This window comes from Kitasatospora sp. NPDC088548 (assembly GCF_044753005.1).
GTDB lineage: Bacteria > Actinomycetota > Actinomycetes > Streptomycetales > Streptomycetaceae > Kitasatospora.
In genome coordinates this window covers 380,556-407,234 of sequence record NZ_JBIVMI010000002.1, presented here as the reverse complement: position 1 = coordinate 407,234, position 26,679 = coordinate 380,556, and the positions used below count along the sequence as shown (strand labels likewise).

Below are 26,679 nucleotides of genomic sequence, written 5' to 3'. Positions count from 1 at the left end.
AACCCATGACGCGGCCCAGACGCACAGCCGGCCGCGTCAGCACCCCCGCCGGGTGCCACCGGGACCGTCGCTTGAAGACGGGCACAGGTCCTCCGGAAAGCAGCCCGCCGCGCTTGAGCGCGAGCCGCTCGCGGCGTTCGCCCCGATGCCCAGGAGAAAACCACCGTGTTCACCACACTGGAAACCGGTCACTCCACCGACCGGACGGCCGCCCCGCCGTCCGGTCTCCCGCCCGACCTGCCACCGCGTCCGACCGACGCGCAACTGCGTGCGATGGACAAGTCCGAGGCACGCGAACTCAGCGACGCGCTGTTCGAGCGCCTGGCCGGACTCGGCCGCGAGACGCGCGCGTACAGCTACGTGCGCGGCACCATCATCGAACTCAACATGCCGCTGGTGCGTTTCATCGCCGCCCGCTTCCGGTACCGCGCCGAGGACATGGACGACATCCTCCAGGTCGGTACGATCGGTCTGATCAAGGCCGTCGACGGCTACGACCCGCAGCGCGGCGTCGAGTTCGTCACCTACGCCATCCCCACCATCGCGGGCGCGATCAAGCGGTTCTTCCGCGACACCTCCTGGCCGGTCCGGGTCCCGCGCAGCATGCAGGAGCTGTACCTGACCGTCGCCCGCGGCTCCGACCTGCTGGAGCAGGATCTCGGCCGCCTCCCGCACCCCGACGAGATCGCCGAGGGCCTCGACCTGACGGAGGCCCAGGTCATCGAGGGCCTGGTCGCCGGCCGGGTCTACCACCCCGACTCGCTGGACGCGTTGCGTGACCAGGATGCCGACGAAACCGGCAGCGCCCTGCTGGACCGGCTCGGTGACTGCGATCCGGGCATCGAGCTCGCCGAGTTCCGCATCGCCGTGCGCCCGCTGCTCGCCCGACTGCCGCGCCGCGATCAGACCGTGCTCAAGCTCCGCTTCTGGGACGGCTGGACGCAGTCCGAGATCGCCGAGCGGATCGGCGTCTCCCAGATGCACGTCTCCCGGCTGCTCACCGCCACCCTGGTCCGCCTGCGCGAGCAACTGGAGGACCGCGAGGCCCCCGGCTGGACCGACCGGCCCGGCCAGGAGGACTGAGGCGGAGCCGTCGCCGTGGACCGGCCGGGTCGGTCCGGGCGCGACCGGGGGCCGCTCGGCGGCGAGAACGGCGACCGCGAGGAGGCGGGCACGATGGATCAGCAGGACCAGCAGGACCAGACGGCACCGCTCGGAAGCGGGACCGAGACGCGCCGCGACCGCGAGCCGGACGCGCTGCTGCGCAGGTTCGGCCTCGGGTTGCGAAGCCGGGCCTGGGAGGTGATGCGCGGCGTACGGCCCCGTACGGTGCTGGTGCTGGGCCTGCTCTCCCTGGGCCTGCTGATGGGCGGGCTGCGGACCTCCCCGGCGGCCGTGTTCTGGGCGATCACCGGCTGCTGGGCCCTGGCGCTGGGCGTCGGGTTCGCCGTACTGTGCGCCTTCGCCGAGGGCCGCCGGAGCGGGCGGTGAACCGGCTCCCGGGCCCGCGCGGCCCGCTGTCCGAGGCGGTGCTGAGCCTGGTGACCTCCGGCCCGCCGGGCGCGGGCCGGCTCCTCGTGCCGCCCGTCCCGGGCACCGACCCGTGGGGCGAGGACCACCAGCTCGCCCTCCACCTCTGCTACGAACTCCACGACCGCGGCCTGCCCGGCGTCCACCCCGGCTGGGAGTGGGAGCCCGAACTGCTCTCGTTCAGAGGAGAATTGGAACGGCCGTTCCTCGCCGCCGTGCGCGCCGGGGCGGAGCCCGTCCGGCCGCTGCGCCAGGCCCTGGAACGGTTGCTGACGGAGCCCGCCGAGGGGACCGGGCCGTCGCACTTCCTGCTCGCCGAGGGTGCGCGGTGGCACGCGCGCGAGTATCTGGTGCACCGCTCGGTCTACCACCTGAAAGAGGCCGACCCGCAGCTGTGGATGCTGCCGCGGATCCACGGCCCCGCCCAGGCGGTGCTGATGACGGTGGCGTACGACGAGTACGGCGCAGGTCGGCCCGACCGGGCCCACTCACTGCTGTTCGCCCGGATGATGGCCGACTTCGGCCTCGACGCGGAGTACGGGCACTACCTCGGCCTCGTCCCCGCGCCCGCGCTCGCGGTGGTCAACCTGATGACGCTGTTCGGCCTGCACCGCGTGCTGCGCGGCGCCGCCGTCGGACACTTCGCCACTGTCGAGATCACCTCCTCGCCCGGCTCCGCCCGCCTGGCCGCAGCCCTGGAACGCCTCGGCGCAGGGCCGGACGGCACGCTGTTCTACCGCGAGCACGTCGAGGCGGACGCCGTCCACGAGCAACTGGTCCGGCGTGGGGTGATCGATGAACTGATCAGCGCCGAGCCCGGGTTGGAGGACGATATCGCGTTCGGTATCGCGGCCGCCGAAGTCGTCGACGGCCGGTTCGCGGACCACCTGCTCGGCCAGTGGCGGGCCGGCCGCAGCTCGCTTCGCTCATTCCTGCCCGACGGCCGGGGCTGAAGCCCGCCCCGGCCGGGCGCGGCGCCGGTGGCTGGTGTCGCAGAACGGATAGCGACGGCTGCGCCGGCAGGCGCACAGTGCCACCACCGGGCGGTCGGAGACGTGGACCGTCCCGTCCGGCAGGACAACCTCCACCGGGCCCTCGACCAGCAGCGGCCCGCCCGGCACGACGGTCACCCGGGTCGCGGCCCGGTCAGCGCTCCCGGACACCGCGCACCACCACCAGTTCCTCCTCGCGCTCGCCGGGCCGGATCAGCCCCCGCCGCTCGAACAGTCCGGCGCGCGCCGTCATCACCGGCCCGAAAGGCTGCCTGCGACGGGTCGCCACCGCCACCCGTAGCCCGGCCGACCGCAGCGTGGCCAGTGTCGCCGGGACATCGGCCAGCGAGGACTGCACCAGCAGTAACACCCCGCCCCTGGCCAGCAGTTGCGGCGCCTCCCGGCAGATCCGGTCCAGCAGCAGCCGCCCGTCCGCCCCGGCGTCCCAGGCCAGCGTGCGCCTGGGGCGGGGCCGCGCCACGTCTTCGCAGGTGGGGACGTACGGCGGGTTGGCGGTGATCAGGTCGAAGCGCTGTCCGGCGACCGGGGCCGCCAGGTCGCCCCGGAGCAGGCGCACCCTGCGGCGGTTCAGCCTCGCGTTCAGCCAGGCGGTCGCCACCGCCCGGGCGGAGAGGTCCACGGCGGTGACCCGCGCGCCGGACCCGGCGGCGGCGAGGGCCACCACACCGGTCCCGGTGCCGAGGTCCAGCACCCGGCTGGCGGCGTCCAGCGACTCCTGGCGCAGGCAGGAGAGCAGGAGCTCGGTGTCGCCCTGGGGCGGGTAGACGCCCGGTGGTCTGATCAACAGCATGCCGGGCGGCTGCCCAGGTCGGCGGCGCCTACACCTCGGACGCCGACCTGCGCCGTGCCGTGGCTGCCGCGACGGTCCGCGGCCTGCCGGCGCGCGTCCGGGCAACTCCCTCACTCACCGTTGACCTCGTAGCGCATTTCGTGTCAAGGAATGCGCGAATTCCACTTCATGTCTTGTTCAGCGTGATCGTCCTATCCTGAAGAGGTGGAAGAGCAGCAGGCGGTCGGGCGTCAGTGGACGTTTCTGACCAACCACGCGCGCGTCCTGGTGCAGATCGCCCGGGACCCGGGCATCAGGGTGCGGGACATCGCGGCCCGCTGCCTGCTGACCGAGCGAGCGGTCCAGCGGATCATCGCCGACCTCGAAGCGGCGGGCTATCTCAGCCACCACCGCGTCGGACGCGCCAACATCTACCGCGTCATCGACGGCAAACAGCTGCGCCACCCCGCCGACAGCGGCCCGACGCTGGCGGAACTGCTGGCTGTCCTGCTGCGCTGACCGTCGGCCTCGGCCGCGCCCGGGCCCTCGCCCTTCCGCGGCAGGGGCGTGTGTTTCCGGCTGCCCGTTCGGGAAACACGCCGGATGACAACACCTTGCCCGGAGCGGAGCACCATGACAGGGAATCCTTCCCGCACGGGAGCGCGGCCGTGACCGGCCCCGGCGTGTTCAGGTTCGGCGTCGAGGAGGAGTTCCTGCTGGTCGATCCGGCCACGCGGCTCACCGTTCCCCGAGCCCACCGCGTAGTGCCGGGGGCCGCCCGAACACTGGGCGGCCGGGCCCAGCACGAGTTCCTGGCCACCCAGGTCGAGGTGTGCACCCGCCCCGTCGTGACGGCCGCCGACCTGTGCAGGGAACTGGCGGCGGCACGCCATGCGATGGCCGCCGCGGCGGAGGACACCGGGTGCCTGCTGGTGGCCTCCGGTACCGCCGTGCTGCCCAGCCACCACCCGCTGCCGCTCACGCCGACGGACCGCTACCGGCGCGTCGCCGACCACGTGGGCCGGATCGCCGACCAGCGGGGCGGCGAACTCTGCGGCTGCCACGTCCACCTCGGTGACCTCAGCCGGTCCGAGGCCCTCGCGCTCAGCGCGCACCTGCGCCCCTGGCTGCCGGTCCTGCAGGCGCTCTGTGTCAACTCGCCGTTCTGCGAGGGCCGGGACGGCGGTGCCGCGAGCAGCCGGGCCGGCCACTACGAGGCGTGGCCGACCTGCGGACCCGCCCCGGTCCTGGATCCGAGAGAGTACGAGGAGACGATGCGGCGGCTGATCGCCCACCGCGTGATCCTCGACCGGAAGATGGTCTACTGGTACGCCCGGCCGTCGGAACACCTGCCGACCCTGGAGGTGCGGATCGCCGACACCAACGCGGATGCGGGCGTCCCGCTCCTGCTGGCCGTCCTGCTGCGCGGCCTCGCCCAGGTGCTCCTTGCCGCGCACCGCGACGGTGCCCCACCCCCGCGCATGGCCCCGGCGGTTCTGCGGGACGCCCACCGGCGAGCCGCACTCGGCGGTCTCGCCGCCGTCGGTACGGACCCGTCCACCGGACTCCGCCGACCCGTGTCCGGGCTGGTCGACGAGGTGCTCGAACTGGCCGCTCCCGGCCTGGCGAGGGCAGGGGACCTGGAACTCGCCCGCATTCTCCTCCACCGCCAGCTGACCTGCGGCACGGGCGCCGACCGGCAGCGGGCCGTGTTCGCCCGCCGCCGCTCGCTGACGGATGTCGTCGACCACCTCGCCCGCCTCACCGCGGGCCCGGGGATCGCGCCGCTTCCGGTCCTCGCGTCCGGCGGCACCACGTCCTCCCGCCGAGCCGGCGGCACCGCCGCCCCGTTCTGACAGCCAAGGGCGGGGAGGGGGCGGAGGCCCGATCGACCGGCCTCCGAGTCCGCCCGTTCTGTGGACGATCCTTGCCGCAAACATCTTGAGCGTGAACGTTTCTGACTGTCTGTCACTTGACTTTGCGCTTCGGCTGCAGTCGCCTGAGCCAGGTCTGGCGCAGCACGGTGCGATGGGGTGGGGGGAGACGTGCGCGAGGGCGTGATGGTCGCGGGCCGCCTCGATGGAGTGCCCTGCCCGTGAGGCGGTGTCCGACTCCGCTCCGCCTCGGAGCTGATCCCGGGGCGGGGTCTGCGGTGGCCGGGCCCGGCAGGCGGCTCTTCGCCCGTAATTCGCCCGCATTTGTCGTGCCCGTGGCAGGAGCGGCCCAAAGTGGCCCTTTCTTCCGCAGGCGTATGCATGGCAGGCGAAGCGTGGACAAATCAACCGGGGGAATCGGGTGGGGGCGAGGGCTTCCGGGCGCGAGCCCGGGCGAAGGTGGTGCGTCAACGTCGTTCTCCCGGTGGGTATTCGGCCGGGCGGCGGCCTTCGCGGTGCGGGTGGGAATCGCGAGGCGCGTGGCCGCCCTCCCCTGCCGTCCCGTGCCTGGTTCCGGGGGCGGGCCCTGCGGTGGCAGGGTCGTTCGGGCCGTGACCTCCTCGGTGGAGCCGCCCGGAGATGTGCCGGAGGCAAGAGCGACACTTGCCGCAGATCGGTCGCCGGCCCGGCCGCCCCTGAATTCGGTTGAGACCTTGGCGATATGAGGTCGTTACGAATAACGGGCAATGGGCGAGTCAAAGATGCGTATGATCGCCTACTGTGCGCCAGCGGCCTTGGCGTTATTAATGCGGCATCCAGTTGACCTGCGGGATTCTCAATGAATGCGATGATTCTTCGGCGATGTTCCGCTGCTGCCCGGCTTCCGCATGGGCATGCCGGATTCTGCGGGCTGTAGCCACCGGGATTGTCCGGGGACCGATCCGGGCGACCCGCCGGGGTCCGTACCCCGGCGAACTCCGCAGGACGGACCGCCGGGTGGTTGGCCCGACCGCCGCAGGACCACCCCGCCCCGTCCCGTCGAGGCGTACCACCCACCGCCCGACGGGCGAACCCGTTGACACACCGGCCCTGACACGGCATCTCCGGGCGCTGCCCCGGATTGGCCGACGTTCTCTCTCGGAGTCCCCCATGCCCAGTACCCACGTGGCCGCCATCCTTCGGAAGCGCCTGCTCGGAATCGTCGGCGCCAAGGCGCCTCAGCCTCCCGCTCCCGTCCCCGCCCAACCCGCGCCGCCCGCCGCACCCGTCGCGCCCGCCGAACCCGCCCCCGACCCGCTGGCCGAACGGGAGGCGCAGCTGGCCGAGGAGCTGTCCACCGTGGTGCGCCACGGCGATCGCCTGGCGTACCCGGGTGGCGACTACTGGCCGGCGCAGGCCTGGGACGAGAACCTGGAGGAGGCCGCCGCCGCGCTGCGGGCCGCCGGCCTGGCCTTCGCGCTCGTGCCGGACCCCGAGTTCCGGCACCGCCTGGCCATCCGCCCCGGCGACCGGGCCGCGGTACTCGACGCCTGCGCGACCGCCTTCGCCGGTCAGGCCGTCTACGCGGATCTGCTGGAGCACGGCAGGACGCTGCGCACCGTCCTGGCGGAACAACTTCCCGTGGCCGTCGCACAGTTCGAGGCGCCGGCCGACGAGTTGCCGACGGAGCGCGGCGCACAGGACGAGCGCGACGCGGAGGACCCGGCGGAGCAGGAGCAGGAGCAGGAGCAGGAGCAGGTTCGGGACCGGGTCAAGGGCATCCGTCTCTACCGTCCCCGCCTCACGCAGGGACCGCAGTACTACGGCGCCGACTACGGCTGTGACCTGGAGTTCTGGGACTCCGCCGAGCCCGGTCCCGGAGCGATCGCCTCCATCGCGGAAACGAGCTTCGGCTGGTGGCTCCCCTCCTTGGAGGCGACGGCCGACCTGCGGATACGTGGCCGAAACTACCCGGTGCTGGACGCCCTGGCCGCGACCTTCCCCGACGACGTCGGCTTCCCCGTCGACGTGGTCATCACCTGGGTCGACGACTCGGACCCCGAATGGCAGCAGCGCCGCACCGCGACCCGCGCCCGCGTCCTCGCGGGCCTCGCGGGCCACGCACCCGACCGGGACGGCACCGAACTGCCCGGAGACGCCGACCACCGCTACCACAACCGGGACGAACTGCGGTACTGCCTGCGGTCGATCGCCGCCCACGCCCCGTGGGTGCGGCACGTCTTCCTCGTCACCGACGACCAGACCCCGGCCTGGCTCGACTCCTCGCAGCCCGGGCTCACCGTCGTCTCCCACCGGGAGCTGTTCGCCGGCACCGACGCCCTGCCCGTGTTCAACTCGCACGCCATCGAAACCCGGCTCCACCTGATTCCCGGCCTCGCCGAGCACTTCCTGTACATCAACGACGACGTGTTCCTCGGCCGGCCCGTGCGCCCGCAGGCGTTCTTCCTCGGCAACGGGCTCTCGAAGATCTTCCGCGACACACGCGTCATCCCGCCGGACGTGAACGACCCGGACGCCGCCGTCCACGACGAGGAGAACCCGGACGACGCCGTCTACGTCGCGGCCCAGAAGAACACCCGCGCCGTCCTGGAGCGGGAGTGCGGACGAACGTACCCGCTGGTCCTCGCCCATGTGCCGCAGCCGCTGCGCCGCAGTGTGATGGACGAGGCCTCCGAGCGGTTCGCGGACGGCCTGGCCGCCACCACCCGGTCCGCGTTCCGCTCCGCCACGGACCTGGCTCCGGTGACCCTCGTCACCAACTTCGCGCACGCCTCCGGTCGCGCGGTCGACGGCCACCTCTACCACGGCTACTTCGCCGCCGACAGCGCCGAAGACCTCGAACGGCTGGACGACTTGACGCGGGAGCGCTGGGCCGACGTGTTCTGTCTGGCGGACGGGGCCCGTCATGCCGTCGGGCCGCAGGAACAGGACCGCGCCGTCCGCGACTTCCTGCAGGAGTACTTCCCCGTGCCGTCCCGCTTCGAGCACCACGGGGCCGACCGTCCCGCGGCACAGCGGGACGGGGCGTTCACCGCGTAGCACCCCGCCCTCCGCCCCCGCCCGCGCGGGTATCACCGCTGTTCAGGTGCCCGGGATCCGCTTGGTAGGCTCTGCGAGCCGCAGGACCGGGAGGGGCATTGAGGAAGCGATCCGTGGGCGCGCTCGCGTTGGTGCTGGCGGTGTTCCCGGTGTGGCACGCGCCCCAGGCGGTGCCCGGGGTGCGCCCCGGCAAGATCGTCCAGATCGTCGCGCACCAGGACGACGACCTGCTGTTCATGAACCCCGATGTGTCGAGCTCGATCCGCCGCGGGTTTCCCGTCGTGACCGTCTTCATCACGGCGGGGGACGCCAACCGCGGTCCGGCCTACGCCAGGGACCGGCAGAGGGGCGTGCGGCGGGCCTACGCGCAGATGGCCGGTGTGCGTGGCTGCGGCGACGACGGCAGCGGCTGCTGGATGAGGGAGGTGTACCGGCCGGTCGAAGGCGGTCCGGCCGTGGAGCGTGACACGCTCAGGAGCGCCACGTACACGCGGGTGGTCTTCCTCAACCTGCCCGAGTGGACCGACCGGGACGCGGCCTACCTCGGCGGCGAGGCACTCGACCGGCTGTGGCGGGACCCGGCTCTCTCCAGCAGCACCCTGGACATGGACGGCGCCGGCGGGGTGTGGCCCCAGCGCTACGACCGGGCGGCCCTGATCGGCGTCCTGAACGGCCTGCTGGCAGCCGAGGAGGCCACGCTGGTCCGGGTCCAGGACCCGGCCCCGGACCCCTCCCTCGCCGCGGACCACGGCGACCACATACGGGCGGCCTGGTTCGGGCAGGCGGCCGTGGACCGTTACTCCGCCACCGGCCGGCGGCGGGTGGTCGTGGAGCACTACCGCGACTACAACACCCGCAACTCGCCCGCCAACCTGGCCTCGGCCGAGAGCGCCGGCAAACACGCCACCTTCGAGGGCGCCTACGCGCCCACCGACGACGAACTGGCCGACGAACTGACCCCGGGCGTCTGCGCGGACCAGAAGCGGTACCGGTGCTGGCAGTCCCGGCAGTACCCGCGCTCACCCCGGTCGACGCAGGTGGTCACCGCCGACCGCGACGGCGCGCTGCACGCCTTCGTCGTGGAGAGCGGCAGGCTCTACGAGTGGTACGAGGACGCGGACAAGGCCTGGCGAGGCCCGAACATGCTCGGGACGCCCGGCGGCCCGCTGGTCGCGGGCCTGTCCGTGGGGCGCGACCAGGACGGCCGGCCGGCGGTCTTCGGCCAGCGTGCGGACACCGGCGAGATCGTCTCCTGCCGTCAGGACGGGACGGGGGGCTGGACGTGGCAGCCGCTCGGCAGCCCGAACGAAATCGCCCAGGCCGCAGGCCCGTTGGGCAATGCCGCGCTTCAGGTCAGCACCCCGGTCGTGGCGTCCAACGGGGACGGGCGGCTCCAGCTCTTCGTGCGCAACCGGGACGGCGGTCTGAGCACCCGCTGGCAGCGGGAGGGCGACGGCGCCTGGAGCGGCTGGGCCGACCTGGGGCAGCACGACCTCCAGGGGCCGCCCACCGCCGTCACCACGCGGGACGGCCGGATCGAGGTGTTCGCGCTCTCCGTCACGGGCGGGCGTTCGACCGTCCGGCACTGGTACCAGCCCGCGCCCGGCGCGCTGCCGGTCATCGACCCCGGCTTTCCCGTGATCGCCCCCACCAGCACCGTCAGCGCGGCGGTGGGCCCCGATGGGCGGCTGGAACTGTACTACCGCAGTATCGATGCCGCCGATCCGCTGGACCAGTACGCGAGTTCCTCCACCGCCGTCCTGACCGAGGCCGCCGAGGGAGGCGCATGGAGCCCGCAGGGCCGCGCGCTCAACGGCACCGCGGACGACGGCGGCAGCGGCGAGGCGGCCATCGCCACCCCGGGACCGGTGGTCGGCCGCCGCACGGTCGTGGCCGTACGCAACCGCGACGGCGCCGTCAGCGTCAGCACCCGCGACGACAGCGGCTCGTTCGGGGCCTGGACCCACCTGGGCGGCTACATCGTCGGTGTCCCCGCCGCGGGCATCGACCGCGACGGCCTGACCGACCTGGTGACCATCGGCATCGACGGGCGGCTCTACGACAACCGGCAGAAGGCGGACGGCTCGTTCGCCGGCTGGCTCCCGATGGGCGACTCCTGACGCGACGTGAGCCGGCCGCGCTGCCGGAGAACACCGGCGCCGCCGGGGAGTTGCCCGCGGCCGCGGCCACCGGTGTGCGACCTGAGGAGGAGGGGAGGATCACCCCTGCGGCTTAGCCGCGGGGAACCTCGTATTTCTACTCTGGACTGATGACGCGCCTCGATGTCTGGCTCCGTGAGCACCCCCTGGCGGTCGACGGCGCCTGGGCGTTCGCCGTGTTCTGCCTCGCCGCGCTCTCCCGGCTCGACGGTCACGGCGCGTGGCAGGGAGGCCTGCGCGCGGAGGACGCCGTCGCCCTGGTCCTGTGCGGCCTGATGGTGGTCCGGCGCCGCCGGCCGGACGCGGTGGTGGCGGGCGCACTGGTGCTCGGCCTCGCCCAGGCGTGTCTGGACATGCACCCGGACGGCGAGGGCATCGCCTACCTGGTCTTCGCGTACACCGGCGCGACCTTCGGCTCGGTGTGGATCTCACGGCTGGCCCTGGTCGGCTGCCTGCTGACCGGCCTGCTCGCCTTTGGCCTGATCACCAGGCACCCGGCGCCCGACCACGCGGTCCTGTGGGCCGTCCTGCTCTCCAGCCCCTTCCTCCTCTGCTGGGCCTGGGGGCGGCTGATCCGCACGCGCCGTGCCTATCTGATCTCGCTGGAGGAGCGGGCGGTGCGGCTGGAGCAGGAACGCGACGCGAACGCCCGGGTGGCCGTGGCGGACGAGCGGGCCAGGATCGCCCGGGAACTGCACGACGTGGTGGCCCACAACGTCTCCCTCATGGCGGTCCAGGCGGGCGGCGCCGCGTGCGTGGTGGAGACCTCCCCGGCGCTGGCCAGGGAGGCGCTGGGCACCATCGCCTCCACCGGCCGGAAGACGCTGGCCGAGATGCGCAGCCTGCTGGGCGTGCTGCGCGCCGCGGGCACGGCCGAGGAGTATGTGCCGCAGCCGCGTGTCGAGGATCTGCCGGAGCTGCTGGAGCAGGTGCGGACCGCCGGTCTGCCGGTGGAGTTCTCCGTCTCCGGGGAGTCGCGCGAGCTGCCGCGCGGGGTCGAACTGGCCGTCTACCGGATCGTCCAGGAGGCGCTGGCCAATGTGCGCAAGCACGGGGGGCCCGACCCCACGGCCCGGGTGACGGTGGATTTCGGCGACCGCAGGCTGGGGGTGCTGATCGAGGACGACGGCCGTGGCGGTACCGGCCGGTCGCTGGCGTGGGGCGCCGGCGGTACGGGGCACGGTCTGATCGGCATGCGTGAGCGGGTGGCCATGGTCGGCGGCAGACTGGAGGTCGGGCCGCGGCCCGGCGGCGGCTTCCGTGTCAGGGTCGTCCTGCCGCTGGCCGCCACCGGGCTTCCGCGCGCCGACTGGTGACACGCCGGCTGGTGACACACGTCGGCTGATGACACGCCGACTGATGACGGTCCGGCGCGACGCCCCGGGTCAGCCGAGCCGGGCGAGGGCCAGGTTGAGGGCGAGGACGTTCACCCTCGGCTCGCCGAGGAACCCGAGGGTGCGGCCCCGGACGTGGGCCTCGACGAGCCGCCGGACCGTGCCGCGGTCCAGGCCGCGGGCCCTCGCCACCCGGTCGACCTGCTCCTGCGCGTAGGCGGGGGAGATGTCCGGGTCGAGGCCGGAGCCGCCGGCGGTCACCGCGTCGGGAGGGACCAGGGCCGCGTCGACACCGTCGAAGACGGCGGTCGCCGCGCGGCGCTCCTGGACGGTCCTGGTCAGGCCCGCGTCGTTCGGACCGAGGTTGGAGGCCCCCGAGGCGGTGGGGTCGTAGCCGGCCGCGCCGGCCGCGGACGGGCGCGGCTGGAACCAGCGCGGGTCCGGCCGGGCCTGCCCGTCGGGGCCGGCGGGGTCCTTCCCCGGCAGGGTGAAGTTCTGGCCGAGCAGGCCGGAGCCGACCACCCGGCCCCGCTCCCTGACCAGCGAGCCGTTGGCCCGGTGCGAGAGGGCGGCCTGCGAGATCCCGACGACGAGCAGCGGGTAGGCCAGACCGCAGAGCACCGTGAAGACCAGCAGGACGCGCAGGCCCGTCAGATGCAGCCGGACCGGGGTCGGCAGGTGCGTGGCCACCGGGGACTCCTTCGCGGGGGCTGGGGGATCGGCTGGGGGCTCGGGGGGCTCGGCGGGGATCCGGGAGGCCGCGGCTAGTAGATGAACCGCACCACCAGGTCGATGAGTTTGATGCCGACGAACGGGAGGATCAGGCCGCCGACCCCGTACACGGCGAGGTTGCGGCGCAGCAGGCCGGAGGCCGACGAGGGCTTGTAGCGCACGCCGCGCAGGGCGAGCGGGATGAGCACGACGATGATCAGGGCGTTGAAGACGATCGCGGAGGTGATCGCCGAGGTCGGGCTGTGCAGGTGCATGATGTTGACCTTGCCCAGGCCGGGGTGGACCGAGGCGAACATGGCCGGGATGATCGCGAAGTACTTGGCGACGTCGTTGGCGATGGAGAAGGTGGTCAGCGCGCCGCGGGTGATCAGCAGTTGCTTGCCGATCTCGACGATGTCGATCAGCTTGGTGGGGCTGGAGTCCAGGTCCACCATGTTCCCGGCCTCCTTCGCGGCCGAGGTGCCGGTGTTCATCGCCACACCGACGTCGGCCTGGGCGAGGGCCGGGGCGTCGTTCGTCCCGTCCCCGGTCATCGCGACCAGCTTCCCGTCGGCCTGCTCCCGCCGGATCAGGGCCATCTTGTCCTCGGGGGTGGCCTCGGCGAGGAAGTCGTCGACGCCCGCCTCCTCCGCGATCGCCCTGGCGGTGAGCGGGTTGTCACCCGTGATCATGACGGTCCTGATGCCCATCGTGCGCAGCTCCTCGAACCGCTCGCGGATGCCGCGCTTGACCACGTCCTTCAGGTGGATGACCCCGAGCACCCGGGCCGGCTCCCCCGGGTGGTGGACCGCCACGACCAACGGCGTACCGCCGGCCGCCGAGATGCCCTCGACGACGGTGCTCACCTCGGGGCCGACGGTGCCGCCGTTCCGCTCCACGAAGGCACTCACCGAGGCCGCCGAGCCCTTGCGGATCCGCCGGGCCGCGCCGTTCCCGGTGAGGTCGACGCCGCTCATCCGGGTCTGCGCGGTGAACCCGATCCAGTCGGCGCGGCCGAGCTCGCCCTGGGTACGGGAGCGCAGGCCGTACTTCTCCTTGGCCAGCACCACGATGGAACGGCCTTCGGGGGTCTCGTCGGCGAGGCTGGACAGCTGCGCCGCGTCGGCGAGTTCGGCCACCCCGCTGCCGCCGACCGGGGTGAAGCCGGCGGCCTGCCGGTTGCCGAAGGTGATCGTTCCGGTCTTGTCGAGCAGCAGGGTGGACACGTCCCCGGCGGCCTCGACGGCGCGGCCGGACATGGCGAGGACGTTGCGCTGCACCAGCCGGTCCATGCCGGCGATGCCGATGGCCGACAGGAGCGCGCCGATGGTGGTCGGGATCAGGGCGACGAGCAGGGCGATCAGGACCACGAGGGGCTGTTCGGCGCCCGCGTAGGCGGCCATCGGCTGCAGGGTCACGACGGCGAGCAGGAAGATGATGGTCAGTGAGGCGAGCAGGATGTCGAGGGCGATCTCGTTGGGCGTCTTCTGCCGGGCGGCGCCTTCCACCAGGGCGATCATGCGGTCGATGAAGGTCCTGCCGGGCTCGGAGGTGATCCTGACGACGATGCGGTCGGAGAGGACCTTGGTGCCGCCGGTGACGGCCGAGCGGTCGCCGCCGGATTCGCGGATCACCGGTGCCGACTCGCCGGTGATGGCGGACTCGTCGACGCTCGCGATTCCCTCGACGACGTCACCGTCGCCCGGGATGATCTGCCCGGCCTCCACGATCACCTGGTCGCCGAGGCCCAGCCGCGCGGCCGGGACCACCTCCTCGGCGGCCACCGCAGCGCCGGGCCGCCAGTCGCCGACGATGCGCCGGGCCACCGTCTCGGTCCTGGTCCGGCGCAGGGTCGCGGCCTGCGCCTTGCCCCGGCCCTCGGCGACGGCCTCGGCCAGGTTGGCGAAGACGACGGTCAGCCAGAGCCAGACGGCGATCACCCAGGCGAAGACACTGGGGTGGCGGATCGCCGAGACGGTGGTCAGCAGCGAGCCGACCTCGACCACGAACATGACCGGATGCCTGACCATCACCCGTGGGTCGAGCTTGCGCAGTGCGTCCGGGAGGGAGGAAACCAGTTGCCGGGGGTCGAGCAGACCACCGGAGACCCGGCGCGCCCCGCGCCCGGCGGGCCCGGCCGCGTCGGCAGGGTCGACGGGGCTGGGCGGAACGGGCGGGTCCATCAGCGGAGTCCTTCCGCGAGCGGTCCGAGCGCCAGGGCGGGGAAGTAGGTGAGGCCGACGACGATCAGCACCACGCCGGAGAGCATGCCGACGAAGAGCGGCCGGTGCGTCGGCAGCGTCCCCGCCGTGGCGGGGACCGGCTGCTGCCGGGCCAGCGAGCCGGCCAGGGCGAGGACGAAGACCATCGGCAGCAGCCGGCCGAACAGCATGGCCAGGCCCAGCGCGGTGTTCCACCAGGTGCTGGTGGCCGTCAGGCCGGCGAAGGCGGAGCCGTTGTTGTTGGCCGCCGAGGTGAAGGCGTAGAGGACCTCGGAGAAGCCGTGCGGGCCGGAGTTGAGGGCGGCGGACCGCACGCCCTCGAACGTCATCGCCGTGCCCGTGCCGATCAGTACGACGGCCGGGGTGGTGAGGAGGTAGAGGGAGGCGAACTTCATCTCCCGGCCGCCGAGCTTCTTGCCCAGGTACTCCGGGGTGCGGCCGACCATCAGCCCGGCGACGAAGACCGTGACGACGGCCAGGACGAGCATCCCGTACAGGCCGGAGCCGGTGCCGCCGGGGGCGATCTCGCCGAGCATCATGTCGAGCAGGGTCAGGCCGCCGCCGAACGGCGAGTACGAGTCGTGGGCGGAGTTGACCGCGCCGGTGGAGGTCAGCGTGGTCGAGGCGGCGAAGAGCGTGGACCCGGCGATGCCGAAGCGGACCTCCTTGCCTTCCATCGCCGCTCCGGCCGCCTGGAGCGCGGTGCCGTGATGCCGCCATTCGAAGACGGTCATCAGGGCCGCGGAGGCGATCCAGAACAGGGCCATCACGGTGACGATGGCATGGCCCTGGCGGCGGTCGCCGACCATCGTCCCGAAGGTGCGCGGCAGCGAGAACGCGATCACCAGCATCAGGTAGAGCTGGAGCCAGTTGGTGAGCGGGCCGGGATTCTCGAAGGGGTGCGCGGAGTTGGCGTTGTAGAAGCCGCCGCCGTTGGTGCCCAGCTCCTTGATGACCTCCTGCGAGGCCACCGGCCCGCCGGGGACCGACTGGGTGTCGCCCGTCAGGGTGGTGATCTGCTGCGCGGCGTGCAGGTTCTCCACCACGCCGCCGGCCACGAAGACGACCGCGAACACGACCGAGACGGGCAGCAGCAGCCGCAGGGTGATCCGGGTGAGGTCCACCCAGAAGTTGCCGACCCGGTCGGTGCGGTCGCGCGCGAAGCCGCGGATCAGCGCGGCCACCACGGCGATGCCCACCGCGGCCGAGAGGAAGTTCTGTACGGCCAGCCCCGCCATCTGCACCAGGTGGCCCATGGTCGACTCACCCGAGTACGACTGCCAGTTCGTGTTGGTGACGAACGACGCCGCCGTGTTGAAGGCGGTGGCCGGGCCCACCGGGGGGAGGCCGAGCGAGAGCCAGAGGTGGTTCTGCAGGCGCTGGAAGGCGTACAGGAAGAGCACCGAAACCGCGGAGAACGCGAGCACGCTGCGCAGATAGGCCGTCCACGACTGGTCCTGGTCACCGTTGACACCGATCAGCCGGTAGACACCCCGTTCCCCGGGCAGGTGTGTCCGGCTGGTCAGGACGTGCGCCAGGTAGTCGCCCACCGGGCGGTGCGACAGACCCAGCGCGGCCACCAGCGCCAGCGCTTGCAGGAGGCCCGCGAGGGTGGGGCTCACCTCAGAACCGGTCCGGGTGGAGCAGCGCCAGGAGCAGGTAGATCACGAGGGCGGTCGCGACGATGAGCCCGACGATGTTATCCGCGGTCACAGCCGTTCCACCGCCTTGGCGATCAGAGCGAGGACGGCGAACACGAGAACCGTGACGCCGACGAAGGCCAGGTCGGTCATGAGGGCTCCACCGGGGCTGTCGGGACCGGGCGCCGAGCGGCTGTCCGATCGGTCCAGTCGATTGTCGGACGGCTGGGGTGACAATCCGTGGTTATCCGCGTCCGTCAGGGTGACGGCGGCCGGCGGGGCGGCGTGCCGGTGGTGCGGGAGCGGCGGGTCCACGGACCGGGCGGTCCGTACCGCCGCCCGCGAACTCACCGCCGCCGCCCGCACGTTCCTCCGGTGAGCCGTCAGGACACCGGTGCCGGTGAACTCGTCGGCCCGGCCTTCGGCACCGACCGGCCTTCACGGCCTGACCGACCGGCCCGCACCGCCGAACCGACCGGCCTTCACCGCCGGCCAGAGCGCAGGAGAACCTCCGATGTCTTCCGAACCGCCGACGCCCGACACCACGCCGCGGAACCCCGACCGCCGACGCGACGACGACCGGGCACTGCCCCGCTGGCTGCCCAGGGCGATGATGCTCGCCCTGCTGCTCGCGGGGGCGTTCCAGCTCGCGAACTGGGCCTTCCATCAGCTCATCGACCTCCTGGTGATGCTGCTGATCTCCTTCTTCCTCTCCCTCGCCATGGAGCCGGCGGTCGACCGGATGGCCGCCCGCGGCATCCGGCGCGGCGTCGGCACGTTCCTCGTCTTCATCGCCCTCGCGGCGGCCATGGCCGGCTTCGTCACCGCACTGGGCACGCTGCTCGTCGACCAGGTGGCCCAGCTGTCCGAGCGGCTGCCCGGCACCCTGCAGAACGGGATCGACTGGATCAACTCGAACTTCCACCAGAGCCTCTCGCTGGACGGCATCCGGAAGAAGTTCTTCGCCGACGGAGCGGTGGAGAAGTACGCGCAGCAACTGGCCGGGAACCTCTGGGGGGTGTCCAGCACGGTGATCGGAGGCCTGTTCCAGGCGTTCACCGTGGGCCTGTTCACGTTCTACTTCACCGCCGAGGGGCCGCGGGTGCGGCGGCTGGTGTGCTCGATGCTGCCGCCCGCCCGGCAGGCCGAGCTCCTGCGGGCCTGGGACATCGCCCTGACCAAGACCGGGGGCTACCTCTACTCCCGGGCCCTGCTGGCGGCCGTCTCGACCCTCGCGCACTGGGTCGCCTTCGAGATCGTCGGGCTGCCCTACGCCGCCGCCCTCGCGGTGTGGGCCGGGGTGGTGTCCCAGTTCGTCCCCACCGTCGGCACCTACATCGCCAACGCGCTGCCCATTCTGGTCGCGTTGACCGGCGAACCGTCCGACGCCCTCTGGGTCCTGGGCTTCGTCCTCGTCTACCAGCAGATCGAGAACTACCTCCTCCACCCCCGGATCACGGCACGGACCGTCGACATCCACGCCGCGATCGCCTTCGCCGCGGTCATCGTCGGCGCCGCCCTGCTCGGGGCCGTCGGCGCGCTCATCGCCATCCCCGCCGCGGCCACGCTCCAGGGTTTCCTCAGCACCTACATGCCCCGCTACGAAGTCGTCGGCGACCTCCGCTTCGACCGGCACCGCCGCCCCCGGCGCCACGGCATACGCGGGCTGCTCTCCAGCGTCGCGAGCCGGTGGCCGGGGCGCTGACGGGGCACTGACGGGGCGTTGACGGCATGTGAGGGCATGTGAGGGTGAATTTCCGTCTCCTTTTTACTTTCTGATGACTTCCTTATGGGACTAACCGCCTTGTTCCAGTGGTGTCAAGTGCGTTGGAATGCGAGGGCTGTCGGGACGCGCGTTCCAGAGGCATCCACGCGTCCGACCCGGATCCGCGTGCACTGGGCCACCGCAGCCTGACGTCGCATCAGACGAAAGGATGTCCATGATCGGCTGGCGGAAATCCCAGCTAGCAATCGCCGTCGCGGTCACCGCCGCGTCCATGTTCCTGGCCGGCGGGGCAGGCGCGAGCGCCGCCCCCGCGCCCGACCCCACGACCGCCCAGGCGGCCGCGGCGGGCGGAACCCCGGTACCGGTGATCGTGATTCTCAAGGACCAGATCGCCGACGCCCCGGCGGACGCCGGGCACCTGGGCGCGCGCAGGCAGAAGGCCGCGTCCGCCCAGGCGCCGCTGCTGGAGCGGGTCAGGGCCGGTGGCGGCACCGGGATCAAGAGTTTCGTGGTCGGAAACGCGTTCTCCGCCACGGTCGGCCCGGCACTGCGGGCGGCGCTCCAGGCCGACCCGGCGGTCGCCTCGGTGGTGGCGGACGGACAGGTCGCCGTCGCCCCGCCGATCGGCGGCAAGGACGCGGACCCCGCGACCGCCCCCGCCGCGAAGGCCCCGAAGTCCGCCGCGGCCGCCCCCGAGGCCGCCCGGGGAGACAAGGCCGGCAAGGGCGGCGCGGGCGGCGAGGAGAACGCGACCAACACGGTCTGTCCGTCCGACCCGGCCCATCCGCTGCTGGAGCCGGAGGCGCTGTACTCCACGCACACGGTCGCGACCGCCGGCTCGCCCGGCGCCCAGGACCTGGCCACCGGCAAGGGCGTGAAGGTGGCCTACATCGCGGACGGACTCGACCCGGACAACCCGGACTTCATCCGGGCCGACGGCTCGCACGCGGTCGTCGACTACCAGGACTTCTCGGGCGAGGGCACGGACGCGCCGACCGGCGGCGCGGAGGCCTTCGGCGACGCCTCGGCGATGATCGCGCAGGGCCGTCAGGTCTACGACGTCGCGCAGTTCGTCAACCCCTCGCACCCGCTGCCGGCCGGCTGCACCATCCGTGTCCGGGGCATCGCCCCCGACGCCTCGCTGGTGGCGCTGCGGGCCGGCGGCGAGATCATGTCGAACTCCTCGATCCTGCAGTCCATCGACTACGCGGTCTCGGTCGCCCACGTCGACGTGCTGAACGAGTCCTTCGGCGGCAACGTCACCCCCGACAGCGGTGCGCGCGACACCATCTCGCTCTTCAACGACCAGGCCGTCGCAGCCGGTGTGACCGTCGCCGTGTCCACCGGCGACGCCGGGATCAGCGGCACCGTCGGCACCCCGTCCACCGACCCGAACGTGATCGCGGTCGGCGCTTCCACCGACAACCAGAACTACCAGCAGACCGGTTACGCGGCGGCCCAGTTCTCCAACGGCACCTGGGACGACAACCGGATCTCCGCGCTGTCCTCGGGCGGTTTCACCCAGGCCGGCCGGACGCTGGACCTGGTCGCCCCCGGTGAGTCGGACTGGGCGCTCTGCTCGCCCGACCTGTCCAAGTACACCGACTGCGCCGGCTTCAGCGGCAACGGCTCCCCGATCCAGTCGTTCGGCGGGACCAGCCAGTCCGCGCCGTTGACCGCCGGTGCCGCGGCCGTGGTCATCCAGGCCTACCGCGACACCCACAAGGGCGCCTCGCCGGCTCCCGCACTGGTGAAGAAGCTCCTCACCGGCACCGCCCAGGACCTGGGCCTGCCGGCCGAGGAGCAGGGCGCGGGCCTGCTGAACGTCCGCGCGGCCGTGGAGGCCGCCCGGGGCTACCAGAACGGCTCCGGCGCCCAGGACGGCAACACCGTCGTGGTGACCTCCGGCCAGGTCGACATCGCCGGCACCCCGGGCTCGGCCCACACCGCCGACATCACGGTCACCAACACCGGCGCCACCCCGCAGACGGTCAGCGGCGCCACCCGCAGCTTCGCCCCGCTCTCCGACGCCCAGCAGAGCATCCGGCTGAGCTCCTCCTCCGACCAGACCTTCAAGTACGCCACCAACGGCGCCACCTGGGTCCAGCAGCAGGTCAGGTTCAGCGTTCCGGCCGGCGCCGACCGCCTCGCGGCGTCGATCGCCTGGCAGGGGGCGGCCAGTCCGGTCGGCAACGGCCCGGTGGTCCGGCTGACGCTGCTCGACCCGTCCGGCCGGTTCGAGACCAACACCCGCCCGCAGGGCGGTGCCACCGTGGCCGACTTCGGCCTGGTGGACGTCCCGCACCCGGTGGCCGGCGACTGGACCGCGATCCTGTACACCCCGGCCGGCAAGAGCGGCTACACCGGCCAGGTCCTGCTGGACACCGCCACCCAGCGCGCGGTGCCGGCGGGCGCCGTGAGCCCGCAGGTGGCCGAGCTGGCGCCGGGCGCCAGCAAGACCCTGCACGTCCGGCTCACCACCCCGCAGACCGGCGGCGACTCCAGCGAGTCGGTCACCGTCTCCAGCTCCAACGGCCGCACCACCAGCGTGCCGGTGGTGCTGCGCAGCCTGGTGGCGATCGGCCAGGGCACCGGCGGTTTCACCGGCACCATCACCGGCGGCAACGCCCGCAGCGCCTCGCCCACGCAGACCTTCGGCTACGCCTTCGACGTCCCGAAGGGCCAGCACGACCTGCGGGTCGGCGTGACGGTCGCCAAGGACCCGAACCTGCTCCTGCAGGGCGTCCTGGTCAGCCCGAACGGCACGCCGGTCGACGCCGAGGGCAACGCGGTCCTCGACGCGCGGGGCAACCTCACCGGCACCACCGCCGGGGTCTCCGCCACCACGGTCGACCCGGCCGCGGGCCGCTGGCGGTTCGTCCTGGTCGTGCTCGGCCCGGTCAGCGGTGCGCAGGTCAGCCAGGAGTTCACCGGCACGGTCGGCCTCAACCTCGACCGCGCCACCGCCGCCGGTCTGCCGAACGACCCGCGTACCAGGCTGGCGGCCGGCAAACCGGTGACGGTGGCGGTGGACTACACCAACAACACCGTCGCCACCCAGCAGGTCGCCGCGGACGCCCGGCTCGACGGCCGGGTCGACCTGCCGCTGGTGCCGCAGGGCAGCTCGGCGACGGTCGGCCTGCCGCTGACCACCGACGCGACCACCCCGTCCTTCCTGGTCCCGCCGGGCACCGACCGGCTGACCGCCGTGTCGGCCTCCTCCGTCCCGGCCCACCTGGAGATCAGCGCCGTCACCGGCTCGCCCGACCTGTTCGGTGATCTGAAGAAGGCCCAGAACAGCTCGACGATCTCGGCCGCGACCGCCGCCGGCAGCCCCGCGCAGCCGGTCGTCCCGGGCAGGTGGACCACCTTCGTGCAGCAGATCGGCCCGTTCGGCACCTCCGGCGCCCCGGCCGGTACGGCCACCGTCACCGCGAGCGCGCACACCCGGGCGTTCGACCCGGCGCTGACCTCCAGCACCGGCGACCCGTTCGCCGCCGCGGTCGACGCCGCGGCCCCCGCCGCCACCCCCGTGACCGTCCAGCCGGGCGCCACGGGCACGTTGCGGGTCACCCTCACCCCGACCGGCCCGAAGGGCGGTACCGTGCACGGCGTGCTGTACCTGGTCTCCGGACCGACCGGTCTGGCCACCGCCAACAACTCGCTCGGCACCACCGGTTCGGTGCTGGCGGCGATCCCGTACAGCTACACGGTGAACTGACACCACGCCACAACGGCCGAGGCCGCCCCGGCTGCCGGGGCGGCCTCTCGGCGGTCAGAAACGCGGCTCGTCGGGCCGCGGCGGCACGGCCTCGACCGGGTCGAGCGTGATCAGGCTCCGGGGGGCGACCTCGCGCAGCTCCGGCAGGAAGCCGCGGATCCGCTCCTCGCTGTCCACGATCACGACGGCGACCGGGAGGTCCTCGGTCAGGTCCAGGAGCCGGGAGGTGTGAATGAGCGAGCCCGCGCCGAACCCCTCGACGCCGTGGAAGACACTGGCCCCGGCGAGGCCGGCCCGGCGCGCGCGGTGCACGATCTCGGAGAACACCGGGTGGTGCCGGTACCGGTCCGACTCGCCGAGGTAGACCGTCGCCCGCAGGGCCGGTCCCGTCGGCAGCTCGCGCGGCGGCGGCGGGGGTTCGGCGTCCCGGTCGTCGTGGTGGCGGTGCAGGTGCGGGCTCATCGCCACCCTCCTCCGGCCGTCGGCGTACGGTGCGGCCGCGGCGGGCCCCGCCGTCCTCAGGTCCACGATACCGGCGCGCCGGTACCTCCGCCCTCCTCGCGGCGGTCCCGCCCGGTCGCCGACCGCGCCGACCGCACCGACCGCCTCGGTCCGGCGGTGCGGCGCCCGCGATCGCGGCCGATGGGGCCGGGGCGCGACGGGTGATCGCGGAGCGGAGCGGGGCGTCGTCCCTCTGGCGCCGTCCTCCTGGCGCGCCCGACGGCTGTGCCGGCACGGTGCGCTGACGTAGCATCAGAGGCTTGTCCCCACCGGGAGGTTGTCATGCGTCGGATCGCCGTTGTCGGAGCGGGCCAGGCGGGTCTTCAGCTCGCGCTCGGGCTGGTGGCGGGCGGGTACGAGGTGACGCTGGTGGCCGCCCGGACCCCGGCGGAGCTGCGGTGCGGACCGGTGCTGTCGACGCAGGCGATGTTCGGCCCGGCGCTGCGGATCGAGCGTGCGGCCCGGCTGGACCTGTGGGCCGACGAGGCGCCGGCGGTCAGGTCGGTCGATTCGGTGCTCGTGACGCCCCCCGGGGTGCGGGCGCTGGAGTTCACCATGACGCTGGACGAGCCGGCCCAGTCGGTCGACCAGCGGATGAAGCTGGCGCGCTGGCTGGAACTGCTGGCCGCGCGCGGCGGCCGGGTGGAGTACCGCACGCTGGACCGCGCGGGCCTGCGGAAGCTCGCCGAGCGGCACGAGCTGACGGTCGTCGCGGCCGGCCGGGGCGAGCTCGCCGGGATCTTCGAACGGGACGGGGACCGCTCGCCGTTCGACGCGCCGCAGCGGGCGCTCTCGTGTCTCTATGTGCACGGGGTCGGCTCGCCCGACCCGGCGGCCGGGCCGAGGGCGCGGATGCACGCGCTCCCCGGGGCCGGCGAGCTGTACCTGCAGCCGGCCCTCACCCTCTCCGGGCCGTGCGCGATCCTGCTCTGGGAGGCGCTCCCCGGCGGCCCGCTGGACTGCTTCGCCGACCGTCCTTCCCCCGTCGCGCAGTTGGCCCGGATCCGCGAGCTGCTGCACACGTACCTGCCGTGGGAGGCGGAGCTGTGGGCCGCCGCCGAGCCGACCGACGCGGGAGCCGGCCTGTACGGGGCGGTGACCCCGACGGTCCGCCGGCCGGTGGCCCGGCTGGACGGCGGTGCCGGGGAGGTCCATGTGCTCGGCCTCGGCGACGCACTGGTGGTGAACGACCCGATCACCGGCCAGGGCGCCAACAGCGCGGCACGGGCCGCGGACGCCTATCTGCGGGCGATCACCGAGCACGGCGACGCCCCGTTCACCCCCGCCTGGATGCGCGACACCTTCGAACGGTTCTGGCGGCAACACGCGCGCCACACCGTCGACTTCACCGCCACGATGCTCACCGTGCCGGACCACCTCCAGGGCGTTTTCGCCGCCGCCGCACAGCACGACGACGTCGCCCGGCGCCTCGCCAACACCTACGCCGAGCCGAGCGACCACGCCGCCTGGCTCGCCGCGCCGGAGTCGACCGAGGCCTACCTGGCCTCGGTCGGCCGGTAGGGCACGCCCCGGGCCGGCGACCGGTCCTGCCCCGGCAGCGGTGTCAGCCGTACGGGACGACCGCGACCGGGCAGCGGACATGGTGGATCGCGGCGTGCGCCACCGAGCCGAGGCGCGTGCCGATCGGCGCCCGGCGGGCGCGGCGGCCGACTACGGCGAGGCCGGCCGCCGCGGTGGCCTCGACCAGCGCGACGGAGGCGTTCCCGCGGACCAGGTCCGCGGTCACGGCCACCCGCGGGTGACGGGCCCGCCACGGCGCCAGGACGTCTGTGAGCTGCTGCTTCTCGACGGCGGACAGCTCCTCGTCCACGCTCCCGATCGCGGCGAACGCCATGTACGCGCTGCCGGTCGGCGGGTCCCAGGCGTGGACGGCCCGGAGCGGGGCCGAGCGCAGCTCGGCGGCCTCGAAGGCGAAGGCGAGGACCTCGTCGAAGGGGCGCCGCAGGTCCAGCCCGACCACGACCTCGTGGTTCCCGGCGTCCGTCGCGGAGTCTTCCTCGGCCGCCCGGACCAGTACCACCGGGCACGGCGCCCGCCGCAGCACCTCCTGGCTCACCGAACCGACCAGGAAGCCGCGCAGGGCGCCCAGCCCACGTGAGCCGAGGACGAGCATGGCCGCCCGCCGGCCTGCCGCCTCCAGCGCGTCGGCCGGGTCATGGGGGACGTGGGCGGAGGTCACCTCCACCCCGGTGAGCAGGGCCCGCAGCCTCGCCTCCTCGGCGGCCAGCTGCTGCCGGCTCCAGGTGACGGCGTCGGATGTGCCGAGCACATCGGTCTTCGGCCACGGCCAGGCCTGGAGCAGTTCGAGCGGCAGGGCGCGGAGCAGCGCCTCACGGCCGGCCCAGCCGGCCGCGGCGACGCTCTCCGGCGAGCCGTCGAAGCCCGCGACGATCGGTGTGGTCATGCTGCCCTCCGGTACCGGGGCGGTCGGTGGTGCGGCGCCCGGGCTCCGGGCACCGCGGCCAGTATCGACCGGTGTCCGGCCTCGTGCCCGCCGAGCGGCCCCCGGGTCAGTGCGGGGAGGCGGGCACCGTGACGATCGGGCAGTGGGCGCGGTGCAGCAGGCCGTGCGGGACGGACCCGAGCCGCATGCCGGTGAAGCCGCCGCGCCCCCGGCGGCCCACGACGACGGCGAGGGCGTGTTCGGATGCGAGGGCGAGCCCCTCGACGGGGTGGTCCCGGAGGACCTCGTGGGTGAGCGTCACCTCGGGGTGGCGGTCGCGCCGGCCGGCCGTGCTCTCGTACAGCAGGCGCCGGAGCGTCTGCTCGACCTCCTGCTCGTCGGAGCGGCCGAACAGACGGATCTGCCAGACCCAGAGGGCGCGCAGCGCGGCCCGGCGGCTCGCGGCGAGACCGAAGGCGAAGTCGAGGGCGGCCGCCGACGCCGGGCTGCCGTCCACACCGACCACCACGTACGGCGGCTCCTGGGTGACGTGCTCGGGTTCGCGGACGACCACCACCGGGCAGTGGGCCTGGGCGCTCACCGGGACGGTCACCGAGTAGGTGCTCAGCATCTCCTCCAGCCGGTTCAGCCGGCGTGAACCGAGGACCACGAGGCCGGCGTGCGCGGACTCCCGGCACAGCACCAGGGCGGGCACGTCCTCGGCGACGGCGGTGGTCACCGGCAGTCCCGGGTGCCGTTCGCGGGCGACGCCGGCGGCCCGGTCCAGGGCCTCGTCGCCGCGCTCGCGCAGCGCTTTGTGGTACCGGCCCTCGTCGAACGCGCGCAGCTCGTGGACCGGCGTCGGAATCGCGTGGACCAGCCGCAGCGGCAGCCCGCGGCGGTCGGCCTCGTCGGCGGCCCAGGCGGTGGTCATCGCACCCGTGGTGACGGCATCGACGCCCAGCACGACCGGCCGGCGCTCGCTGGCGGATGTCATGGCTCCTCCATGGGGCAGGGCGGGGTGGGACACCGGGCTCCGGCCCTGTTTCCACGCTAAGGACGCGGCGCGCCCGATGCCAGGGCTCGGGCCGGCCGGCTGCGGAGCCGGGTCCCGGCCCCACCGGCCCCCGTGGCGGCCACCGGTCGCAGGGGGAACGCTGGGGGAGAGGGCCGGCCCGGCCCGGACGGGCGGCAGGACGCGTACGACGTCCGCACCGGCACCCTCACGGTCGCGCTCGTCCGGGCGTGGCGACAGGCACAGGTACCGGCGAGCCGAGGAGCCACCGTGGACCACGACCCCGACCTCGAGGACGCCCGGCGGGCGGACCCCGCCGCCGTCGCCCGGCGGATCACCGAGCGCCGCGATCTGCTCGGCCTGAGCGAGCAGATGCTGGCGTCCCGGGCGGCGATGTAGCCGCGCTATCTCCAGTACCTGCTGGAGGCCGGGCCGGCCTTCGACCCGGCCGGCCTCGCGCGGATCGCCGCCGTGCTGCGGACGACGTACCGGGAGCTGCTGGAGGGCCGTGCCGACGCGCCGCCGGGGCAGCGTGAGGCAGGCGCGCGCCCGCTGCTCTTCCACCTGACCGCGTCCGAGTGCTGGGAGCGGATCGGTACCCACGGCATCGGCCGGATCGGCCTTCCGGTCCAGCCCGCCCCGGCGGTCTTCCCGGTCAACTACGCGGTGGACGCCAGGACGATCGTCTACCGGACGGCCGCCTTGGGCCCGACGGACCCGGCCGACGGTTCGTCCGTCTCGTTCCAGGTCGACCGCATCGACGAGCAGCTGAGCCAGGGCTGGAGCGTGCTCCTCCTCGGCCGGGTCGAGCACGTCGACGACCCCGCGGAGGCCGACCGCCTACGGGGACTGCCCGGAACCGCCCCCTGGGCCGGTGGCGCCCGCGCGGTCTGGGTGCGGATCCGGCCGGACGAGATCACCGGCCGTCGGATCGGCGGCGGGTGAGCCCATGGCCCGGCGGGGCGATCCGGACCGTGCCGTCCCCGGCGTGCCTCACCCGGCTCTGTGCCTTACCCGGGCG

The 26,679-nt window shown here is 73.5% G+C and carries 23 protein-coding genes; 13 read left to right on the top strand and 10 right to left on the bottom strand.

All coding sequences use genetic code 11. The annotated features are described in order from the left end of the window. Positions 1-165 precede the first annotated feature (165 nt). From ACIP82_RS04775 to ACIP82_RS04765, 3 genes are all read left to right on the top strand, one after another. Positions 166-1,083, top strand: a complete 918-nt coding sequence (locus tag ACIP82_RS04775; RefSeq protein WP_400650850.1) for a SigB/SigF/SigG family RNA polymerase sigma factor — start codon at positions 166-168, stop codon at positions 1,081-1,083. A 93-nt stretch (positions 1,084-1,176) separates the two neighbouring features. Continuing rightward, complete coding sequence (locus ACIP82_RS04770; protein ID WP_400650848.1) at positions 1,177-1,491, top strand: hypothetical protein; 315 nt, start codon at positions 1,177-1,179, stop codon at positions 1,489-1,491. Next, positions 1,488-2,483, top strand: coding sequence for an iron-containing redox enzyme family protein (locus ACIP82_RS04765; RefSeq protein WP_363608363.1), 996 nt, complete (start codon positions 1,488-1,490; stop codon positions 2,481-2,483). Before ACIP82_RS04770 ends, ACIP82_RS04765 begins: the two co-directional genes overlap by 4 nt. Here the strand turns inward: ACIP82_RS04765 and ACIP82_RS04760 are convergent. Beyond that, positions 2,457-2,693, bottom strand: a complete 237-nt coding sequence (locus ACIP82_RS04760; RefSeq protein ID WP_400650845.1) for a CDGSH iron-sulfur domain-containing protein — start codon at positions 2,691-2,693, stop codon at positions 2,457-2,459. The genes ACIP82_RS04765 and ACIP82_RS04760 overlap by 27 nt on opposite strands. Beyond that, positions 2,677-3,333 (bottom strand): HemK2/MTQ2 family protein methyltransferase, encoded by a 657-nt coding sequence (locus ACIP82_RS04755; protein WP_363608365.1) that lies wholly within the window; start codon positions 3,331-3,333, stop codon positions 2,677-2,679. Before ACIP82_RS04755 ends, ACIP82_RS04760 begins: the two co-directional genes overlap by 17 nt. 204 nt (positions 3,334-3,537) lie before the next feature. Between ACIP82_RS04755 and ACIP82_RS04750 the strand changes: the two genes are divergently transcribed. The 5 genes from ACIP82_RS04750 to ACIP82_RS04730 all read left to right on the top strand — a co-directional run bounded on the left by ACIP82_RS04750 (position 3,538) and on the right by ACIP82_RS04730 (position 11,700). After that, positions 3,538-3,831 (top strand): helix-turn-helix domain-containing protein, encoded by a 294-nt coding sequence (locus ACIP82_RS04750; protein ID WP_363608367.1) that lies wholly within the window; start codon positions 3,538-3,540, stop codon positions 3,829-3,831. 149 nt (positions 3,832-3,980) lie between these two features. Then, entirely contained in the window at positions 3,981-5,168 is a 1,188-nt protein-coding gene (locus ACIP82_RS04745; RefSeq protein WP_400650843.1) for a YbdK family carboxylate-amine ligase, read from the top strand. A 1,167-nt stretch (positions 5,169-6,335) separates the two neighbouring features. Continuing rightward, positions 6,336-8,225 (top strand): stealth family protein, encoded by a 1,890-nt coding sequence (locus ACIP82_RS04740; protein ID WP_400650841.1) that lies wholly within the window; start codon positions 6,336-6,338, stop codon positions 8,223-8,225. A gap of 113 nt (positions 8,226-8,338) precedes the next feature. Continuing rightward, on the top strand, positions 8,339-10,345 hold the full coding sequence (locus ACIP82_RS04735; protein ID WP_363608373.1) for a hypothetical protein: 2,007 nt from the start codon (positions 8,339-8,341) through the stop codon (positions 10,343-10,345). Positions 10,346-10,494: 149 nt separating this feature from the next. Then, a complete protein-coding gene (locus tag ACIP82_RS04730; RefSeq protein ID WP_400650837.1) occupies positions 10,495-11,700 on the top strand; it encodes a sensor histidine kinase in 1,206 nt (401 codons plus the stop codon). Positions 11,701-11,769: 69 nt separating this feature from the next. Here the strand turns inward: ACIP82_RS04730 and kdpC are convergent, their stop codons facing one another. From kdpC to ACIP82_RS04705, 5 genes are all read right to left on the bottom strand, one after another. Next, positions 11,770-12,408 (bottom strand): K(+)-transporting ATPase subunit C, encoded by a 639-nt coding sequence (gene kdpC / locus ACIP82_RS04725; RefSeq protein ID WP_363608377.1) that lies wholly within the window; start codon positions 12,406-12,408, stop codon positions 11,770-11,772. 74 nt (positions 12,409-12,482) lie between these two features. Further along, on the bottom strand, positions 12,483-14,612 hold the full coding sequence (gene kdpB / locus ACIP82_RS04720) for a potassium-transporting ATPase subunit KdpB (RefSeq protein ID WP_400650834.1): 2,130 nt from the start codon (positions 14,610-14,612) through the stop codon (positions 12,483-12,485). Further along, the gene (gene kdpA / locus ACIP82_RS04715; protein WP_400650831.1) at positions 14,612-16,273 is read right to left on the bottom strand and encodes a potassium-transporting ATPase subunit KdpA; all 1,662 of its coding nucleotides are present in this window, start codon (positions 16,271-16,273) and stop codon (positions 14,612-14,614) included. The genes kdpB and kdpA overlap by 1 nt, the downstream gene beginning before the upstream one ends. 1 nt (position 16,274) lies before the next feature. After that, positions 16,275-16,364 (bottom strand): K(+)-transporting ATPase subunit F, encoded by a 90-nt coding sequence (gene kdpF / locus ACIP82_RS04710; protein WP_363608383.1) that lies wholly within the window; start codon positions 16,362-16,364, stop codon positions 16,275-16,277. Next, positions 16,361-16,606 (bottom strand): hypothetical protein, encoded by a 246-nt coding sequence (locus ACIP82_RS04705; protein ID WP_400650827.1) that lies wholly within the window; start codon positions 16,604-16,606, stop codon positions 16,361-16,363. Before ACIP82_RS04705 ends, kdpF begins: the two co-directional genes overlap by 4 nt. A 199-nt stretch (positions 16,607-16,805) precedes the next feature. Here ACIP82_RS04705 and ACIP82_RS04700 point away from each other — a divergent pair, with 199 nt between their 5' ends. Next, on the top strand, positions 16,806-17,996 hold the full coding sequence (locus tag ACIP82_RS04700) for an AI-2E family transporter (protein ID WP_363608387.1): 1,191 nt from the start codon (positions 16,806-16,808) through the stop codon (positions 17,994-17,996). 235 nt (positions 17,997-18,231) lie between these two features. Continuing rightward, a complete protein-coding gene (locus ACIP82_RS04695; protein WP_400650824.1) occupies positions 18,232-21,738 on the top strand; it encodes a S8 family serine peptidase in 3,507 nt (1,168 codons plus the stop codon). 54 nt (positions 21,739-21,792) lie between these two features. On the opposite strand, the gene ACIP82_RS04690 is transcribed toward ACIP82_RS04695, so the two are convergent. Then, entirely contained in the window at positions 21,793-22,200 is a 408-nt protein-coding gene (locus ACIP82_RS04690; protein WP_363608391.1) for a DUF190 domain-containing protein, read from the bottom strand. 321 nt (positions 22,201-22,521) lie between these two features. On the opposite strand from ACIP82_RS04690, the gene ACIP82_RS04685 reads away from it, so the two are divergent. Then, entirely contained in the window at positions 22,522-23,760 is a 1,239-nt protein-coding gene (locus tag ACIP82_RS04685; RefSeq protein ID WP_400650821.1) for a styrene monooxygenase/indole monooxygenase family protein, read from the top strand. A gap of 43 nt (positions 23,761-23,803) precedes the next feature. Here ACIP82_RS04685 and ACIP82_RS04680 read toward each other — a convergent pair whose 3' ends face one another. Beyond that, positions 23,804-24,664 carry a universal stress protein gene (locus tag ACIP82_RS04680; RefSeq protein ID WP_363608395.1) on the bottom strand — a complete coding sequence of 287 codons (861 nt, stop codon included), beginning with the start codon at positions 24,662-24,664 and terminating at the stop codon, positions 23,804-23,806. A 106-nt stretch (positions 24,665-24,770) separates the two neighbouring features. Continuing rightward, positions 24,771-25,640 (bottom strand): universal stress protein, encoded by an 870-nt coding sequence (locus ACIP82_RS04675; RefSeq protein ID WP_363608397.1) that lies wholly within the window; start codon positions 25,638-25,640, stop codon positions 24,771-24,773. Between the two features lie 288 nt (positions 25,641-25,928). On the opposite strand from ACIP82_RS04675, the gene ACIP82_RS04670 reads away from it, so the two are divergent. Together ACIP82_RS04670 and ACIP82_RS04665 are read left to right on the top strand one after the other, a co-directional pair. Beyond that, positions 25,929-26,057 carry a hypothetical protein gene (locus ACIP82_RS04670; protein WP_400650817.1) on the top strand — a complete coding sequence of 43 codons (129 nt, stop codon included), beginning with the start codon at positions 25,929-25,931 and terminating at the stop codon, positions 26,055-26,057. A gap of 72 nt (positions 26,058-26,129) precedes the next feature. Further along, positions 26,130-26,603, top strand: coding sequence for a pyridoxamine 5'-phosphate oxidase family protein (locus ACIP82_RS04665; protein ID WP_400650815.1), 474 nt, complete (start codon positions 26,130-26,132; stop codon positions 26,601-26,603). Positions 26,604-26,679 lie beyond the last annotated feature (76 nt).

Coding starts and splice junctions, on each gene's coding strand:
- ACIP82_RS04700 (WP_363608387.1), top strand. CDS start 16,806: ATGTCTTCCGAACCGCCGACGCCCGACACCACGCCGCGGAACCCCGAC.
- ACIP82_RS04695 (WP_400650824.1), top strand. CDS start 18,232: ATGATCGGCTGGCGGAAATCCCAGCTAGCAATCGCCGTCGCGGTCACC.
- kdpB (WP_400650834.1), bottom strand. CDS start 14,612: ATGGACCCGCCCGTTCCGCCCAGCCCCGTCGACCCTGCCGACGCGGCC.
- ACIP82_RS04740 (WP_400650841.1), top strand. CDS start 6,336: ATGCCCAGTACCCACGTGGCCGCCATCCTTCGGAAGCGCCTGCTCGGA.
- ACIP82_RS04685 (WP_400650821.1), top strand. CDS start 22,522: ATGCGTCGGATCGCCGTTGTCGGAGCGGGCCAGGCGGGTCTTCAGCTC.
- ACIP82_RS04690 (WP_363608391.1), bottom strand. CDS start 22,200: ATGAGCCCGCACCTGCACCGCCACCACGACGACCGGGACGCCGAACCC.
- ACIP82_RS04770 (WP_400650848.1), top strand. CDS start 1,177: ATGGATCAGCAGGACCAGCAGGACCAGACGGCACCGCTCGGAAGCGGG.
- ACIP82_RS04730 (WP_400650837.1), top strand. CDS start 10,495: ATGACGCGCCTCGATGTCTGGCTCCGTGAGCACCCCCTGGCGGTCGAC.
- ACIP82_RS04755 (WP_363608365.1), bottom strand. CDS start 3,333: ATGCTGTTGATCAGACCACCGGGCGTCTACCCGCCCCAGGGCGACACC.
- ACIP82_RS04680 (WP_363608395.1), bottom strand. CDS start 24,664: ATGACCACACCGATCGTCGCGGGCTTCGACGGCTCGCCGGAGAGCGTC.
- ACIP82_RS04675 (WP_363608397.1), bottom strand. CDS start 25,640: ATGACATCCGCCAGCGAGCGCCGGCCGGTCGTGCTGGGCGTCGATGCC.